General features: G+C 68.8%; 18 protein-coding genes and 1 riboswitch. Of the genes, 7 read left to right on the top strand and 11 right to left on the bottom strand.

From position 1 onward, the window contains the following. Positions 1 to 263: 263 nt before the first annotated feature. Both ACTWQA_RS56475 and ACTWQA_RS56470 read left to right on the top strand, forming a co-directional pair. Positions 264 to 908 carry a hypothetical protein gene (locus tag ACTWQA_RS56475; protein ID WP_443167040.1) on the top strand — a complete coding sequence of 215 codons (645 nt, stop codon included), beginning with the start codon at positions 264 to 266 and terminating at the stop codon, positions 906 to 908. Between the two features lie 631 nt (positions 909 to 1,539). Further along, on the top strand, positions 1,540 to 2,004 hold the full coding sequence (locus tag ACTWQA_RS56470) for a four-helix bundle copper-binding protein (RefSeq protein WP_443167039.1): 465 nt from the start codon (positions 1,540 to 1,542) through the stop codon (positions 2,002 to 2,004). Between the two features lie 363 nt (positions 2,005 to 2,367). Here the strand turns inward: ACTWQA_RS56470 and ACTWQA_RS56465 are convergent, their stop codons facing one another. Both ACTWQA_RS56465 and ACTWQA_RS56460 read right to left on the bottom strand, forming a co-directional pair. Beyond that, positions 2,368 to 2,517, bottom strand: coding sequence for a hypothetical protein (locus ACTWQA_RS56465; RefSeq protein WP_443167038.1), 150 nt, complete (start codon positions 2,515 to 2,517; stop codon positions 2,368 to 2,370). 117 nt (positions 2,518 to 2,634) lie between these two features. Beyond that, on the bottom strand, positions 2,635 to 3,561 hold the full coding sequence (locus tag ACTWQA_RS56460; RefSeq protein WP_443167037.1) for a LuxR C-terminal-related transcriptional regulator: 927 nt from the start codon (positions 3,559 to 3,561) through the stop codon (positions 2,635 to 2,637). A 240-nt stretch (positions 3,562 to 3,801) separates the two neighbouring features. Between ACTWQA_RS56460 and ACTWQA_RS56455 the strand changes: the two genes are divergently transcribed. After that, positions 3,802 to 4,035 (top strand): cation transporter, encoded by a 234-nt coding sequence (locus ACTWQA_RS56455; protein WP_443167036.1) that lies wholly within the window; start codon positions 3,802 to 3,804, stop codon positions 4,033 to 4,035. A gap of 388 nt (positions 4,036 to 4,423) precedes the next feature. Further along, entirely contained in the window at positions 4,424 to 5,101 is a 678-nt protein-coding gene (locus ACTWQA_RS56450) for a tRNA-dependent cyclodipeptide synthase (RefSeq protein ID WP_443167035.1), read from the top strand. Here the strand turns inward: ACTWQA_RS56450 and ACTWQA_RS56445 are convergent. The 8 genes from ACTWQA_RS56445 to ACTWQA_RS56410 all read right to left on the bottom strand — a co-directional run bounded on the left by ACTWQA_RS56445 (position 5,083) and on the right by ACTWQA_RS56410 (position 11,553). Then, the gene (locus tag ACTWQA_RS56445) at positions 5,083 to 6,033 is read right to left on the bottom strand and encodes a M56 family metallopeptidase (protein ID WP_443167034.1); all 951 of its coding nucleotides are present in this window, start codon (positions 6,031 to 6,033) and stop codon (positions 5,083 to 5,085) included. The two genes, ACTWQA_RS56450 and ACTWQA_RS56445, sit on opposite strands and share 19 nt — an antisense overlap. After that, positions 6,030 to 6,416: a BlaI/MecI/CopY family transcriptional regulator gene (locus tag ACTWQA_RS56440; RefSeq protein WP_443167033.1), complete on the bottom strand. Its 387-nt coding sequence runs from the start codon at positions 6,414 to 6,416 to the stop codon at positions 6,030 to 6,032. Before ACTWQA_RS56440 ends, ACTWQA_RS56445 begins: the two co-directional genes overlap by 4 nt. Next, positions 6,413 to 6,643 carry an SHOCT domain-containing protein gene (locus tag ACTWQA_RS56435; RefSeq protein WP_443167032.1) on the bottom strand — a complete coding sequence of 77 codons (231 nt, stop codon included), beginning with the start codon at positions 6,641 to 6,643 and terminating at the stop codon, positions 6,413 to 6,415. Before ACTWQA_RS56435 ends, ACTWQA_RS56440 begins: the two co-directional genes overlap by 4 nt. Before the next feature lie 53 nt (positions 6,644 to 6,696). After that, the gene (locus tag ACTWQA_RS56430) at positions 6,697 to 7,266 is read right to left on the bottom strand and encodes a TlpA family protein disulfide reductase (RefSeq protein WP_443167031.1); all 570 of its coding nucleotides are present in this window, start codon (positions 7,264 to 7,266) and stop codon (positions 6,697 to 6,699) included. A 49-nt stretch (positions 7,267 to 7,315) separates the two neighbouring features. Next, the gene (locus tag ACTWQA_RS56425) at positions 7,316 to 8,092 is read right to left on the bottom strand and encodes a glycoside hydrolase family 25 protein (RefSeq protein ID WP_443167030.1); all 777 of its coding nucleotides are present in this window, start codon (positions 8,090 to 8,092) and stop codon (positions 7,316 to 7,318) included. A 12-nt stretch (positions 8,093 to 8,104) separates the two neighbouring features. Then, positions 8,105 to 8,249: riboswitch (cyclic di-AMP (ydaO/yuaA leader) on the bottom strand. A 151-nt stretch (positions 8,250 to 8,400) separates the two neighbouring features. Beyond that, entirely contained in the window at positions 8,401 to 8,625 is a 225-nt protein-coding gene (locus ACTWQA_RS56420; protein WP_443167029.1) for a hypothetical protein, read from the bottom strand. Positions 8,626 to 8,648: 23 nt separating this feature from the next. Beyond that, positions 8,649 to 11,153, bottom strand: a complete 2,505-nt coding sequence (locus tag ACTWQA_RS56415; protein ID WP_443167028.1) for a heavy metal translocating P-type ATPase — start codon at positions 11,151 to 11,153, stop codon at positions 8,649 to 8,651. A 100-nt stretch (positions 11,154 to 11,253) separates the two neighbouring features. Further along, complete coding sequence (locus tag ACTWQA_RS56410) at positions 11,254 to 11,553, bottom strand: hypothetical protein (protein ID WP_443167027.1); 300 nt, start codon at positions 11,551 to 11,553, stop codon at positions 11,254 to 11,256. 157 nt (positions 11,554 to 11,710) lie between these two features. Here ACTWQA_RS56410 and ACTWQA_RS56405 point away from each other — a divergent pair, with 157 nt between their 5' ends. From ACTWQA_RS56405 to ACTWQA_RS56395, 3 genes are all read left to right on the top strand, one after another. After that, complete coding sequence (locus tag ACTWQA_RS56405) at positions 11,711 to 12,409, top strand: response regulator transcription factor (RefSeq protein ID WP_443167026.1); 699 nt, start codon at positions 11,711 to 11,713, stop codon at positions 12,407 to 12,409. After that, on the top strand, positions 12,402 to 13,763 hold the full coding sequence (locus ACTWQA_RS56400) for a sensor histidine kinase (protein WP_443167025.1): 1,362 nt from the start codon (positions 12,402 to 12,404) through the stop codon (positions 13,761 to 13,763). Before ACTWQA_RS56405 ends, ACTWQA_RS56400 begins: the two co-directional genes overlap by 8 nt. 202 nt (positions 13,764 to 13,965) lie before the next feature. Further along, entirely contained in the window at positions 13,966 to 15,816 is a 1,851-nt protein-coding gene (locus ACTWQA_RS56395) for a copper resistance CopC/CopD family protein (protein ID WP_443167024.1), read from the top strand. Between the two features lie 2 nt (positions 15,817 to 15,818). On the opposite strand, the gene ACTWQA_RS56390 is transcribed toward ACTWQA_RS56395, so the two are convergent. Beyond that, positions 15,819 to 16,031, bottom strand: a complete 213-nt coding sequence (locus ACTWQA_RS56390) for a hypothetical protein (RefSeq protein ID WP_443167023.1) — start codon at positions 16,029 to 16,031, stop codon at positions 15,819 to 15,821. Positions 16,032 to 16,228 lie beyond the last annotated feature (197 nt).

The following is a 16,228-nucleotide window of genomic DNA, read 5'->3' as shown; positions in this document are numbered from 1 at the left end:
CATGACGAGCGGACACAGCAGAACTCCCGGAAAGGCGAACGGAGACGCCAAACAGCGCCAAGGGCCGGTGACACGTGTCACCTCGCCCCGGCGACCGGGATGTGTGCTGACTTTGCTGCTACACGCGGCGTTACAAGCCTGCGACTGCGGTCACCAAGGGGCGAACGGAAGCTCCGGTCATCGTTGCAGACATCAGTGCTCCTCAATTCCCCAGGCGGACGGGATTCCGCAACAGCTTCAACTCTAGCGACCGAAGGACCTACGTGTCCGCTGAATCACGGACACAACCGGGGGCTGTCGCGGCCGGCGCTGAGGTGGACGCGATCGTGTTCACCGGCTCCTACCACAAAGAGGAGAACGCGGCCCACCTGCGGAGCCTGGGTGTGCCGGTGCCGTACGGCGAGAACTGGCAGCGCACGTTCGCCGACTACGTGATCGAAGGCTCATACGCGCTCTACCTGGTCGCGGCGGTGCTCGCCGTACTTGACCTGCGAGCCGCCCACACGGGGCCCGGCGGCTGGGGACGGCTCGGCGACGTAGGCGCCGGCCTCTACGCCCTGGGCCACGCGCTGCTCGCGGTGCCCGTCATCGTCACCTTCGTACGCGGTGACAATCCACCGGAGGTCCTGTTCAGCCTGTTCACACCGGGGCTGGCCGCCTGGCTGCTCGGGCTCGTGCTGATGGCCATCGGAGCGTTCAAGGCCAGGCGGATCCCGCGCGCCGTCGCGGTCGCCCTGCCTGCCACGCTGCCGCTGACCCTGGCGCTGGGCGATGCCGGGGTGCTGGTGGAGGTGGTCACCTGGGCGGTGCTGGCCGCGTTCCTGCTGAGGCAGGTCCGCGCGGCGAAGCCTGCCGCCTCGCGGGCCGCGGACCGGCAGCCGCGGGCCGCCACGCCGGGAGTACGCTGATCCGGTGTCCGCGCACCGAGGGCGTCCCATCGCCGAGCCGCCTCAACGCGCTCTTCGACATCCAGCGTGCACGAGGAGATTCTTCTTTGCGACAGCCTCGTGACCGCGACCACAGCTGACTACGTCTATGGTCGCTCGACGGGGACGGATAGCGGCGTTGCTCGCTCCATCTTGGCGCGCGCCGCACACGCCATTTCCCTCTCCGCGGTGCCGCCCGCGTAACAAGCGGTACGGCGGAGCAGCGCGTTCCGGTAGGCGCGATGGAGGAGAACCATCGCGTGCGGATATTACGCCGGCCACCCCCTACACCGCACCGGCCGCGTCTTGCAGCTCCAGGAGTCAGGCATACGCCCCCCGTCACCTGGCCCTGTGGGCCAGGTGCCAGCGCGGCGGCCACCAGCCTTTTCCTCTACCTCGCCGCTGTCGTCGCCTACCACTGACCCGATGACGCCTGATCTGCGCCCCCAATGGCATACATCAGGGAGGCTCGACCGCGCGGAGTCCACGACACCGCTGAACTCGACGCCGGCATTGTGCCTTCAACCTGCATGTTTGCTTACGGACACGCCGGAGGCCTGTGTGCGGTAGCGGCGGGTAGGCGACACCGGACACCTACAGCAAGGAGGTCACCATGACCTACACCGAGAAGATGCTGGACGCCTACCCGGCCCAGATCAACCTCGACCACAGGCAACTGGCTGCCGTCATCGACCAACTCGAAGCCTGCGCCCAGGCCTGTACGGCCTGCGCGGACGCATGTCTGTCGGAGCCTGCGGAGGCGTTGCCGATGCTCAGCCGATGCATCCGTGACAACCTCGACTGCGCCGCCATCTGCTCGACCACCGCGGCGGTCTTGTCGCGGCACACCGGGTACGACGCCAACCTGTCCCGCGCACAGGTGCAGGCCGCCATCCAGGCGACGAAGACCTGCGGCGACTCTTGCGCTGAGCACGGTAGCCGGCACGAGCACTGCCGCATCTGCGCCGAGGCCTGCCGCGAGACCGAGCAGGCGCTCAACGCTCTGCTGCCGCAGCTGGAGCCGGCGGGAGCGACAGGCCCGCCGAGCCAGAGCAGCCCCCAGCAGCAGTCGCGTTAGGGCGCGTACGTCCGGATACGCTATCCGCGCCGATCGGGAGGCCCCGGCTACCACACCGGTCTTCCCGGTCGGCGACGGCAACTGTCACTCCCCTCTGTGCGACCCCGTTCGTCATCCTCTAGGAGGTCGGTCGAGCTACCGTCAGGTGGCGATCCCATAGTCTGCTCGTCCCGAAGGAGTCGGACAGCCGCAGGAGGCTCCTCACCGAAGGCCCGTCACGCGCGGGCTTGGGCGTGGGCCCGGTCTTGCGTACGCATCAGCGTCTTGCCACAACTGGTGGGCAAGCCACAAGCACAACCCGCCACTACCTACCCGTACCGCGCTCGCTGAGGGCTCGACCGGCCTGTCCGCTGCTCTGACCGGTTACGATCGGGCCCGTCGGCGGCGTACCCAGGACCTGGTCCGCGCCTCGGCCCGTGCCGGCCGGATGCTCAACACCCGCAACGCGCCGACGGCCTGGGTGCGTGACCTGGTCATGTGGGCGCTGCCCACCGCCGTGTTCCTCCGCGCCACCGCCGGCACCTTTGGTTGGCTGCCACCGAAACGGGCTCACCTGACGAGTGCGGCGGGCTCTCGGTGAGCTCGGCTACGGCATTGATGGTGCTCAACCGGACTCGGGGTGTTCGCCGTTCAGTCGGCATCGAGCAGGCCGAGCCGTGCCGCTCGCACGCCCGCCTGGAAGCGGCTGCTCGCTCCCAGCATCGCCGTGAGCTCGCTCACCAGACGGGTGACGGTACGTGTGGAGACACCCATGCTGCGGGCGATGGCCGAGTCCTTCTGGCCCGCGGCCAGCATGCGCAGGACCGCCCGCTGCTGCTCGGTGAGCGTGACGCCGTCGGCCGATCGGGGCACGTCCTCGGGCTCGGAGGCCGTCGTCCAGCAGTAGTCGTAGATCGCCGCAAGGGACTTCACCAGGCTCCCACCGCGGATGAGAACGCTGCCTGCTTCGTGGTTCTGTGGGTCGGCCTGGACGATGGCGATGCGGCGGTCGTAGATGAGCATCCGCGTGGGAATCACCGGAGCAACCCGGACCTCGATGTTGAGTCGTCGCCAGCGTCCCATGAATTCGCGGATCAGCGGGTTCGACAGCGCGATCTGCGCGTGAAGGGCGCGCATTCGTACGCCGTTGCGCATGGTCGTCTCGCTGCGGGCGAGGCCCTCCCTCAGGGATTCCCGCGTCCACGTGGCCACGGGGTGCATGCCGAGCACCTCGTGTTCGGCCAGTTCGGCCAGTTCGTTGATGCGCTCGGACAACTGGTCGCGGCGGTCCGGCCAGGCGAAGAACTCGATGTGCGCGTGGCCGTCTGCCTCTTCGGGCAGGCGGAGGTAGTGCTTGGCCAGAGCGGCCGTTCTCACGTGCTGTTCGACGAGGCTGTCGAGCAGCCGGTGACTGTTCTGCAGGCTGCGCTTGAGGGCTGCGGTCACGTCGGCAGCGGTCTGCGTTTCCGGGTTCAGCAGGCCGAGCCGGGTGAGCTGGGCGCGAGCCCGGTCGATCTCCGCCGCTGCCAGGCCTAGCTTGTCCGCGGCCTCGGGCAGTGACTCGCCTTGCTGGTGCATGCGGGCGTACAGCGAACGAGTGACACTGTCATCCGCGGAAGGCGGTTCCCCATTCACTGGGCTCCCTTCACCATAGGCCAACGCTGCACATTGACATACCTGACCCTTTGTCGGCAAAAGGTTCCACTTTCCGCCATGTCGTACTTTGGAAGCCCGCTGGCCCTACACGGGCCGCCGGGCTTGCAGCACGATCCCTGGAGTGAGGCGAAGCGCCATCGCCGCGAACAAGGAGGGATCTGATTGATCACTGTTGCGTACAGTCTCGTCGCCTACCGCGTCACCGGCCTGTCACCGGCGACGTGTGAGCACTGCCTGGCGGCCGTCAAGCTGGAGCTCATCCAGGTGCCGGGAGTTGTGGGAGTGGACGTCGATCCGGCAGAAGGCCGCGTGAGCATCCTCACCGACGGCCCTGTCGACGAGGGGCAGGTCCGGGCGGCTGTCGATGCGGTCGGCTGCACGGTCGAAGGCTCCTGACCTGCCTGTGGCCGGGTCCGCCACGTCGGGTGGCGGACCCGGGCCGGTCACTGCTGCGTGATGTTGACTGTCATGCGCCTGAAATTCGTCGGCACTATCTAGCGAGGGATTCGAGGATCTCCTCGGCGGTCTTCCTCCACACGAACGGCCGCGGGTTGTCGTCCCGAGCAAAAGGTCACCCATGCAGTCCCTAGATCCGAATATCTCCTATGAAGCTTAGGTACTAAGTTGCATAGGCGAATGCTTGGGCGCGAACCCGGGCGGCGAGCAGGACACGATCAGACGGGGAAATCGCATGCGAGAGACCGAGGAAGACGACCAAACCCACGGTCGACCACACAACGTCACGGAGACAGTGCACAGCGTACGGGTTGAGGATGGTTTCTCGGTGCAGCCGATCTCGCTGTCGTGCGAGCGACCCCTGGCCGAGCGGGCCCACGCGTGCCTGGGCATCAGCCCGTTCAACGGCTATTTCACCACCGAGCGCATCACACAGCTGACGGCCTGGGCGCTACGCACCTTCTCGAACGTCCACCTGTTCGTCCCGGACGTGCCCGCTGCCGCGACCTTGCAAGCACTCGGCTACAGCCCGCAGCGAGCCGCGACCAAGGCTCGTCGCCAGGCGTCCTACCTGAGCAACAAGATCTGCCGCGCCCTGGCGTCGCTGGGAGTGCCGGACCCTTCGGGAAGGATTCTCGACTGGGCGGCGCTGTCGCAGAACACCCGCTATCGCGAGCTCCTGAACGCCACCTACGAGCTGTTCAAGTCCGACGACGAGTTCGCCGACGTCTGCGTCGAGGCCACCGGTTGGGTGCTGCACGGCCGCCTCGAACCGGAGCAGATCACCGCGAGGCGGCTGGAGATCGCCGTCGACTACCTGCTTGCCGAACTGCCGCTGTTCCTCGACACCGCAGCCATCGTGGGCCAGCCCGGCTCGGTGTTCTGCTATCACACCTCGACCGGCTTCCTCGAGCGGCTCTACGCCCGCGAACTACCGGTGAAACCGGCCGATGGGCAGGGGTTCGCCGTCGTCGCCCCCACCGCAGATCAGGGCAGGATGCAGTAGTTCTGCCCAGCCGCAGCCAGCGCCGGGGCGGCCGCGATGGCCACGGGCATCACGACTGCGGCCAATGCGAGAACACCGGCCGGGACGATGACCGCCGTCCTCGGGGGAGCCGTGCGGGTCAGCAGCCGTCGCACCCGATCTCCCGTGTGCTGACCGGAGGCGGCCAGCGCCGAGCGAGGCGTCGCCCGGCCGTCGGCCAGCGCCAGCAGGGCGTCGGCGACGGTCAGCCGGTCGGCCGCTTTGACGGCGGCATCGTCGGCGGCCAGCTCGGTCAATCGGCCGATCTCCCGTGCGGCCAGCCGGAACAACGGGATCCACGGGAAGGCCCGCCTCAGGCCGCGGGCCACGGCCATCAGCAGATGATGATGCCCGCGCAGGTGGGCGCGTTCATGGGCGAGCACAGCCGCCAGCTGGCGGTCGTCGAGGGCGGCCAACGTCGAGGTGGTCAGCACGATCCGGCCGCCTCCGCCCGGCAGGCAGTAGGCGACGGCGATGTCATGCTCCAGCACTAGCGCGCCGAGCGCCGCGTCCCGGCGGGCCACCATCTCCAGCACGGCCAGATGCCGGCGCCGCTCCCGGCCGGCGGCCACCAGCTCGCCGCCGATACCGTAGACGAGCCGTCCCGCGACGCCGGCAGAGACCACGAGTCCCGCACTGACCATCAGCGCGCCGCCCGGCGTGGCATAGGCGGCCCGCACCATGAGCACGCACGCGTTGAGGAACCGCGCCAGATCCGTGCCGAGCGCGCTGACCGGTACCACCACCGTCAGCCCGGCCAGAAGGGCCGACCCGACGACCGCCGCGCTCAGCGACTGCCAGCACCAGATGGCCAGCCGCGGCGCCCGGTCCAGCCACGCGGCCCGGCGCAGCACGACCGGGCCGAGCGCGCCGACGACGAGGCCGTACAGCACAAGGATCAGGGCGGCGTTCATGTCACAGACTCATCCGACCTGGCCGCGTCCAGCAGCGCCCGCAGCTTGGCGACCTCCCTTGGGTCCATGCGCTCGACGAACCGCGCCAGGGCGGCGGTCCGATCGGAGCTCACATCCAACGCATCAGCCATCAGCCCGGCGACGTAATCTTCGCGGCTCGCCTTGGCCCAATACAGATAGGCGCGGCGCTTCAGCTCGCGATCGAGCCAGCCCTTGCGGTAGAGGATCTCCATCACCGTCTGCACCGTGGTGTAGGCCAGCTCGCGCTCTGCGCGCAGCCGCTCCAGCACCTCGCGCACCGGCAGCGGGCCGTCGGCCGCCCACATCACGTCCATGATGGCGGACTCAAGGTCGCCCAGTCCCCGTACCATTCTTCCGCTCACGCCTCCAGGTCTACCTTCCGCTCCAGGAACTCCTCACGGTCGATCTCGCCGGCGGCGTACCGGCGGCGCAGCTCGGCCCAGGCGCGATCTTCCGGCGGCAGTGGCGGGCGGCCCTGGTCGCGAGCGGTGAGCGAGCGCACCACCCACATCGTCGCGGCCACCGCCAAGGCCAGCACTGCCAACACCAGAATGGCCCAGAAAGCCGTCCAGGCTCCTGTACCACCCATAAAGTCGCACATCACCGCCTCACCCCCTAATCGCCTAAGTTCCATAGGTCAACCTACCCACAGGCGCCGAAGATGTGACACCCGCGGCCGCACGGGGTTCTGCCGCGATCCCGCGCAAGTGGGCCATGAGGCTCTTGTCGGTCACCGCGCCGAAGAAGAAGGCCGCCACCCGGACCTGCCGGTCCAGCACATAGGTGGCCGGCAGCGTGCGGTGCGCCATCGGCCCGAAGGCCGGCGCGCCGGCGCCGAACGCATCGACGGGACGGCATCGCGTCGCGGGCGAACGCCTGCGCGAAGGCCTGCCGGTCGCGGATGTTGACCTCGACGAAGTCCACGCCCAGCGGCTCGGGCTGCCGGGCTGCCCGGATCGGCGCCGGAGTCTCCTCCCGGCACGGCGCACACCACGACGCCCAGTGGTCGACCACCACGACCTTGCCCCGCGGCGTGGCGACGTCGAAGTCACGCCCGTCCAGGTCGGTGCCGCGCAGTTCGGGGGCGACCGTGCGCCGGCCAGGTGGCAGCGCAGTGGACGTCTCGGTCGTGCCCGACACCTGCAGCTGCGAGGTGTCGGTCTGCTGCGTGGCGCAGGCGGAGATCACCACGACGACACCGGGGACGGCCATGGCCCATCTGAGGGGTGAGATGCCTGGTGCCCGTGTCCGCCCCGTTTGCTCAGACAGCGGGGCGGCCCAGGCCGCGTAGCTGGTCGGGGGTCAGCGTGGAGACGTTCTGGTCGACGGGGGAGTCGGTGTACTGGTGGATGGCCCAGGACTTCCAGTCGGCGGGCGCGGCGAGCTCGCCCTTGGGCTTGCTGTAGTGCGCGACCCACAGCGGGTATTCGGCCAGGCCCTTGCCGTAGGTGTTGGCGAAGTTCCAGCCGCTGTAGAGCATCGGGGTGACCCCGGTCTTGGCCTTCACGTGCGACAGCCACGCCTTGGCCCAGGCGTTGACCTCGGCGACGGACTGGCCATCGGTGGTCTCCAGATCGAGGACCAGCAGGTCGCCGCGCTTGGCGGGCTGGGAGTTCACCACGGACAGGAAGTGCTCCGCCTCGGCGATGGGGTCGTTGCCGGGATGGCCGTAGTGGTAGGCGCCGCGCACGATTCTCTTCTTGTCCATCTCGCGCCAGTGTCGGGCGAACGAGGCGTCTCGGAAGGTCGTGCCCTCGGTGGCCTTGATGATGCCGAACTTGGCGGGGCTGGCGTTCCAGTCGTACAGGGGCTGGTACCGGGAGACGTCCACGCCATAGGTGAGCGTCTCGGCTTCGGGGTGAGCTGCGTTTACTGAGTTGTGCTCGGTAGATGAAGCGAGGGCCGTGCCGGTCACGCTCGCGAGGGCGGTGGCTGCGGCCAGGATCGCGCCGGCGACGGCGAAGCCGAGGCCCTTGACGGGAAGATCGAGGTGGTTCTTGAGGGTGTGGGCGATTGCGGCAAGCCGGGGCTTGGGCATGAGGGCATTGACTCCTTGCTTCCATGCCGCCTACCGGGTTAGCTGACGGGTTCGGGCGTGGAAGTGCCCTACGGACGCAGCCTGGGCAGGCGTCCGATTCACCCCGAAGAGGATGGGTCCCCGGTTCCGCGAGGTGCGGATTCGGCGGCCGAACGCCGTCCCGAGGGGTTCCTCGGGAGGGCGCACAGTCCGGTCAACAATGCGGCAACGCCGTGACGAAGAGCTCGTCAAGACGTGTACCGCGATTGCGCAAAAGGTATGCATGCGCCCATAGATATTGCAAGTAGGGCAAATAGGATTCCGGTGTTTCAGCCGCCGGATAGCCGCTGAAATGCCGAGCCTGCCGTGGGTCTGGGCTGGGTAAAGTTTGCGGCCGTCGCGTCCGGGCCCTGCTCACTGTGGCGCGAGATAGCGGGAATCGGGATGCACAGATCGACGATTGAGACACCAATAAAGTCGGCGCCTGCGACCGCGCGCAGGATCAGGGACGGGATGTGTTCGTAGTCGAAGCGGGGAAGGAGCTCCATACGCATCGGGACGGACCCATGCATCCCATTCACCCGGCAAGTGGCGCTTGGGGAAGCCGGGGCGGGGTGAAGCGGCGCAGCCGGTTGGCGTTGCCCACCACCGACAGCGAGGACAGCGCCATCGCGGCTGCGGCGACGATGGGGCTGAGCCGGATGCCGAAGAACGGGTAGAGGACGCCGGCCGCGATCGGGATGCCGACCACGTTGTAGACGAAGGCCAGGAACAGGTTCTGGCGGATGTTGCGCATGGTGGCCTTGGACAGCCGGATCGCGGTGACGACCCCGCCAAGGGCGCCGGAGATCAGCGTGACGTCGGCGGCCTCGATGGCCACGTCGGTGCCGGTGCCGATGGCGAACCCCACATCGGCCTGGGCCAGGGCGGGGGCGTCGTTGATGCCGTCGCCGACCATGCCCACCCGCCGGGCCTCGCCCTGCAGCCGGGCCACCTCGGCGGCCTTGTGCTCGGGCAGCACCTCGGCCAGCACTCGGGTGATGCCGACCTGGCGGGCGATCGCCTCGGCGGTCCGCGCGTTGTCCCCGGTGATCATCACCACGTCCAGGCCGAGCTCCTGCAGCGCGGCCACCGCGTCCCGGGAATCGACCTTGACCGTGTCAGCCACCGCCAGCACGCCCGCGGGCCTGCCGTCGACGGCTGCCAGGATCGGGGTACGACCGGCCGAGGAGAACTCATCCGCTGCCTCGTTCAAGCCGCTGACGTCCACGCCCTCCTCGGTCAGGAACCGGGAGTGACCGACCAGCACCTCGTGCCCGTCCACGACGGCCCGGATGCCCTTGCCGGTCACCGAGTCGAAGTCGGTGACCTCCGGAACGGCGAGGCCACGCTCACCGGCTCCGCGAACGATCGCCTCACCCAGCGAGTGCTCCGACGACCGCTCGGCAGCGGCCACCAATGACAGCACGTCATCCTCGTCCCGGCCGTTCAGCGGCGCGACGTCGGTGAGGGCGGGCCGGCCTCGGGTGATGGTGCCGGTCTTGTCCAGCACCATGATTCCCAGCTTGTGGGCGGTTTCCAGCGATTCGGCATCCCGGATCAAGATGCCTGCCTGAGCACCTTTTCCGGTCCCGACCATCACCGACAGTGGAGTGGCCAGGCCGAGCGCGCACGGACAGGCGATGATCAGGACGGCGACCGCCGCCACCAGCGCCAAGGTGAACGCGGGCGGCGGCCCGGCGACGAACCAGACGGCGAAGGAGATGATGGCGATGGCGATGACGGCGGGCACGAAGTAGCCGGACACCAGGTCGGCCAGGCGTTGGATGGGCGCCTTGGACGCCTGAGCCCGTCGTACTAGAGCGATGATCTGCGCGAGCATCGTCTCCGAACCAACCTTGGTGGCCTCGAACCGGAACGCGCCGGTCTGGTTGACGGTCGCGCCGACCACCTCATCGCCCGCTCCCTTGGTCACCGGAATGGATTCGCCGGTCACCATGGATTCGTCCAGCGTCGAGCGGCCGTCGACGATGACGCCGTCCACCGGCACCTTCTCCCCCGGCCGGACCACGATGACGTCGCCGGGCACGACCCCCTCGATCGGCACCTCGGCCTCGGCGCCGTCACGCACCACGCGCGCGGTCCTGGCTTGCAGCCCGATCAGCGCGCGGATCGCCTCACCGGTGCCTGCCTTGGCCTTGGCCTCGAACAACCGCCCGAGCAGGATCAGGGTGAGGATCACCCCGACGGCCTCGTAGTAGACGTCACGGACGTCCTCGGGCAGCAGGCCGGGAGCGACGGTGGCCAGGAGGCTGTAGCCATAGGCAGCCGAGGTGCCCAGCGTGATGAGCGCGTTCATCTCCGCACTTCGGTGGGCCAGCGTGAGCCAGCCGATCCGGTGGATGGGCCGGCCGGTGTAGAACATCACCGGCGTGATCAGCACCAGTTGCACCCACGGGTTCAGCAACGAATCCGGCACCCATCCTGCGCCGAAGACCTCGTGCGCCATCACCGCCGCCGCTACCGGCGCCGTGAGGACCGCGCCGACGAGCACGCGCCGGAACAGGTCGGCGATCTCCGCGCGGCGCTCGGCGGCCTCACCGTCCTCCGCCTCACTCCCATCCACCGCGCCGTCGCTGCCTTTGGTGACGGGTTCAGCGCGGCGGGCCGGTTCGGGGGCGCTCAGGGGCACACCCCCGTCGCCGGAGTCCGACTCGACGATCAGCCGCCCGCGCACCATGTTCATGCCGCAGGCGAAGCCGTACTCTCCGGCACGGTCCGGCATCAACTCCACGGTGGCCTTGCCGAACGCCGGTAGCGCCTTGCTCGTCCCGAAGTCCGGGAAGACCACCTGCGAGGTGCACTCCCCGCTCTCACGCCGGTCGAACGTGATGCGCAACGGCACACCCTGCCGTACCCGGATCCGATCCGGCGAATAGCCGCCCTTGACCGTGATCTCGACCTCCTGGGCGCCCTCCCGCAATTCGGCCGGCCTGGCGTTCTTCGGCCCGAAGAAATACCAGGTGAGAAACCCGATGAGGCCCACCGAACCGACCAGGACCCCGATCTCCGACCCTGTCATGTCGTCACCCCTTTGGTGCGCCTACCCGCAGGATACGTACAGGGGGTATTCAAGTGTCAACTAAACACCTTAGGTAAATAGGTAGAGATCGGGTGGCGGATCAGCCCATCATGCCTGTGCCGTGCCGGTGCATCCCTCCCATCATCGAACCGGACATCATGTCCTCCATCTGCTGACGGGCCTCGTCCCGCTGATCGGCAGGCAGGTGCTCCGTGCAGTGCCGGATCATGCTGTCTCGATCCATGCCCTCGTGGTTGTCGCCGGGCGGCAGAGTGGGCGTCGCACTGGGCGTCGGAGCGGGTGTCGGTGTCGCCGCGAACGCCGAGGCCGCACCGTAGACGCCGGCGCCGCTGAGAACGGTCGCGGCTACCACGAGCCCGATGAGCTTACGCCTGATCATGATGTCTCCTCCATGTTGATCCTCACTCAGGACGCTAGGCAGGCGGTGTGAAGGAGCTGTGAAGAGGCCGTGTGCGGGCTCTGTGGCCGGTCACCGCGATGGGAGCACGGCGAGTCGGCCAGGGAAGAATCGGTGGTATCCATGTGGAGGAGGGGGCATGACCAGCACCGTTCTCGTCGTCGACGACGAGCCGAAGCTTCGCCGCCTGGTCAAGGACTACCTGGAACGGGACGGGTTCATCGTCTTGGAGGCCGGTACAGGGCGGCGGGCCCTGGAGCTCATCGCCGCGGGCCGGCCCGATCTGGTGATCCTCGACCTCGGGTTGCCTGACCTGCCGGGTGAGGAGGTGGCTCACCTCGTACGCCGGGACAGCGACGTGCCGATCGTGATACTGACCGCCAAGGCCGCCGAGAACGACCGGGTGATGGGGCTGCGCCTCGGCGCGGACGACTACGTGGTCAAGCCGTTCAGCCCGCGCGAGCTGGTGGCCCGGGTAGAGGCCGTGCTGCGGCGTACCCGCGCCGGCCGTACCGCCGAGCCGGAGATCGCCTCCTACGGCGGCGGCCGGCTGTCGATCGACGCCGAGCGGCGCGAGGTACGCGTGAACGGCGAGCCGGTCACGCTCACCCGGACCGAGTTCGACCTGCTGGCCGCGCTGGCTTCTCGCCCGGGCCGCGCCTGGACCCGGCTGGAACTCATCTCCCGGGTGCAGGGCTACGACTTCGAGGGCTATGAACGCACCATCGACGTGCACGTGAAGAACCTGCGCCGCAAGCTCGACGACACCCCGCCGTCGCAGCTGATCCTCACCACGCCCGGCGTCGGCTACAAGCTCGGGGTCGAGCGCGATGCGTGATCTGCTGCGCGGCCCGTTCGCCCGCCGTCTCGCCCTGGCCTTCGCCGCTCTCGGCCTCGGGGCGGCGGCGCTGACGGCGCTCCTGGTCAACGCGGCTTTCGGCGCGCGCTTCGACGACTATCTCGCCGACCAACAGCACGTGCGCGAGCAGCAGTTGGCCGCACTGTTCGCCGGCAGCTACGAGCGTGAGAGCAGGTGGGATCAGCGATCGCTGGACGAACTGGCGCCGAGCCTGGCCATGACCGGATCCCAGGCAGAGCTGCGCGGACCGAACGGACAGCTCATCTGGTCCCTCGATCCCGGCATGGCCGAGATGCACCAGGAAATGATGGGCACCGGTCCGGCGGGGCCGCCGCGCGACATGCCGATCGTGGTGGACGGACGCCGCGTCGGCACCTTGACCATCCGCCTCCCGCAGGGCGCGATCCCCGCCGTGGACAGGGAGTTCCGCACCGCGGTCAACCGCTTGCTGATCGCGGGCGGCGTAGCCGCCGGACTGGTCGCGCTCGCCACCGGCCTGTTCTTCGCCCGCCGGGCCACGGCACCGATCATCGAGCTCACCAGGGCTGTCGACGATCTGGCCGCCGGGCATCGGGACCGGCGCGCCGCGGTGGTCTCTCGCGACGAGATCGGCCGGCTCGCCACGGCGTTCAACACCATGGCCGATCGCGTCGAGAAGGAGGACGAGCTGCGCCGCCTGTTCGCCGCCGACGTGGCGCACGAACTGCGCACCCCGCTGGCGATCCAGCGCAGCCAGATCGAAGCCATTCAGGACGGGATCGCCGAACCCACATCCGAGGTCATCAACTCCCTGCATGAGGAGACCCTCCGGCTGAGCCGGCTCGTCGCCGACCTGGAGACGCTGGCTTCGGCGGATGCGGCGACCTTCACACTCGACCGCCGGCCACTGGCTCTGGACGCGCTCGTGGAGGAGACCGTCGCCGGGCTCGCCGGACAGTTCACCGAGGCGGGAATCGCGCTGCGCACCGACCTGGCCGAGGTGCGGGTGGACGGCGACGCGGTACGACTGCGCCAGGTCGTCACCAACCTGCTCACCAACGCCCTCAAGTTCGTCCCTGCCGGGGGCACCGCCACCATTACCCTGCGGCGCGTCAGTGGACAAGCGGAGTTGAGCATCGCCGACACCGGGATCGGTATCCCCGACGACGAGATTCCCCATGTCTTCGACCGGTTCTTCCGCGGTCACGCCGCCCGCGCGAAAGGCTCCGGCATCGGCTTGGCCGTCGTCGCCGAACTCGTCGCCGCTCATCACGGTCAGGTCAGCGTGGACAGCAGGGCGGGATGCGGAACCACCTTCACGGTCGTCCTGCCCGCCTGCGATGAGGCGCCATAACCGGCACCCGGTTAACCGATGTCAGCCCGGCGAGCGACACCGAATAGCCAAGCGCGACGAACGCGAATGGCATACCGGATGACCTGCGCGTTTCCGTCGACCCAGGCGGTAGGGCTGGAAGTCCAGTCCGTTAGGCTTCTCATCGCCTAAGTCGTTTAGGAGAAGAGGTCGAGCAATCCGACGTGCAGTAGTGCTGGCGGCGATGGTGATATCCGCCTTCCTGGCCTTGCCGCCGATGGCCGCGCAGGCGCATGCCGTCTTGCTGTTCACCACCCCGGCCGCGGACGGCGCCGTGCCCAGCAGCCCCGCATCGCTGTCGCTGGTGTTCTCCGAGCCGGTCAGCCCTGCCGCCGAACCTCTCGTGCTGGTCGGCGAGCGAGGCGATCAAGCACGGGTGGCGCAGCCTCGGATGAGCGGTGGCGGCAGGGCCATGACCGCCCGGGTGCTGACCAATCTGGCCCCTCAGTTGTACACGGTGACCTGGACCGTCACCTCATCCGACGGCGACGCGATGACCGGGCGTTTCACTTTCGCCGTGGGCGCCCACGCCCCTCCGGCATCTCTTGCCGCCGGTTCGCCTTCCGTCGGCTGGACGACCATTGCGCGGTGGCTGCTGTTCACGTGCTACGCGATCGCGCTGGGCGCTCTGGCGGGGCGCCGGCTGGCCCGGCGACAGGCGCCGGAGCTCACTCTGCCCCGCCCCTTCGCCTTTCAGGCGTGTCTCGCTGGGCTGGCCGCCGCTCTGGGGCTGGCGCTCAGTGTCGCCGGCGGAGGAAACCCGTTCAGCGGATTGTCGGATCCGCTCCGGCTGGCGGATTCTCAGCCCGGTCTGATCGCCGCGGCAGAGGCCGGCGCATTCGCGCTGGCCGCGATTTGCCTGCTGGTCCGGCGACACGGGCTCGCCACGGCCGCGCTGCTGGTGTTCGCGCTGGCCGAAGGAGTGCGGGCGCATCCGAATCAGCAGGTGGCCGGGATCGGGGCGGCGCTGACGGTTGTGCACCTGGTCGCCGCGGCGCTGTGGGTGGGTGGTCTGCTGTATGTGATCAGGGTGGGGGTGGCCTGGCGCGCCGACCCGCCCGCCGTTCGGCGCGTTCTGGGCGCCTATGCGCGCTCAGCCCTGTGGCTGTTTCTGGCGGTGGCGAGCACCGGGCTGATCAGCGCCTTGGTGCTGGTCCCGATGCAGGACGTGCTCACCACGGACTACGGCCTCTGGCTGCTGGCCAAGCTGGCCCTGGTGGCCATGGCCGTCGCGTGCGCGTTGCTGGCCAGACGCCGGATCGCGACACCCCCGTATCCGGCCCGGGCCGCGCGGGTGGAGCTCGGCGTACTCGCCGGGATCCTCGCCGTCACCTCGATCCTTCTGGCGCTGCCCACGCCTCGCAGCGCCGGCGAGCCGCTCCCGTTCCCGCCACCGGCCACGGGACCACAGGTGCCGGTCGGCGGCCGGGCGGGGCAGGTTGGCGTGTACGGCACGGCATCGGCCGGACAGCTCGTGTTGCGGCTGTCGGTGGCCTCGCTCGGCGACGGCGACCCGCCCGAGTTCGAGCCCACCGCCACCGTGCTCGGGCCCGGCAGCCCGGCGCGGAGGCTGGCGTTGCGTGGCTGCGGGCGTAACTGCTTCGTCGCGCCGGTGACCTGGCGCCCCGGGATCAATACCGTCACCCTGCGCGTCACCGACGACTCCAAGACCGCCTTGACCGTCGCCTGGCCGGTCACCCCCGATCCTGCACGGTTGCGCCGTCTCGTCGAGGTGATGGCCGCGGTGCCCGAGTTCGTCCTGCACGAGCAGGTGACCAGCGACACTCGCCGGCCGCCTGGCATCGACACCCGCCTGGACATGACCGGCAAGCGACTGCTCGACTCCGACCCCTACGGCAGCGGCACCGCCACCATCACCGCTTGGCTTCCGGATTCCAGCACCCTGCTGCTCGGCTACCCGTCCGAACGCGTCGCCGTCCGGCTGACTCTCGATAGAACGGGACGGATCGCCCGGGAAACGCTGGTGGGCCCCAACCACCTCATCACCCGCACCTTCATCTATCCGGACGTGTGAGATCAAAGGGGCAGCTGATAGCCACCGACCCAGCCTTGAAGCAGCACCATCAGGTCCGTCCAGACACCGGAGGTCTGCACGATGCCGACGGCGATGAGCATGCCGCCGCCAGCCCGCATCACCGCTCTGGCGTGCCGACGAGCGAACTCCATCGCCCGCATGAACCGGCTCATCAGGACGAAGGCCGCAGCCAGAAAGGGCAGGCCGACGTCCATACCGTAGACGAGCGCGAGCAGGGCGCCACGCCCCGCCACCCTCGGCCCGAGGCGGAGCTTGAGGCTGCGCCCGAGGTGTGTCAGAGAAAATGCACCAGATCGGGTCTTAAATACCCATCAGTCGCGGGAGGGGTTATAGGGGATCCTGGCGTAGTTCTCGCCGGGCTGCAACCCGGGCCTCGTGCGCGTCCTTCAGC

This window comes from Nonomuraea sp. 10N515B, from assembly GCF_052245915.1.
Taxonomy (GTDB): Bacteria; Actinomycetota; Actinomycetes; order Streptosporangiales; family Streptosporangiaceae; genus Nonomuraea.
This window is presented reverse-complemented; position numbering and strand designations above follow the sequence as displayed.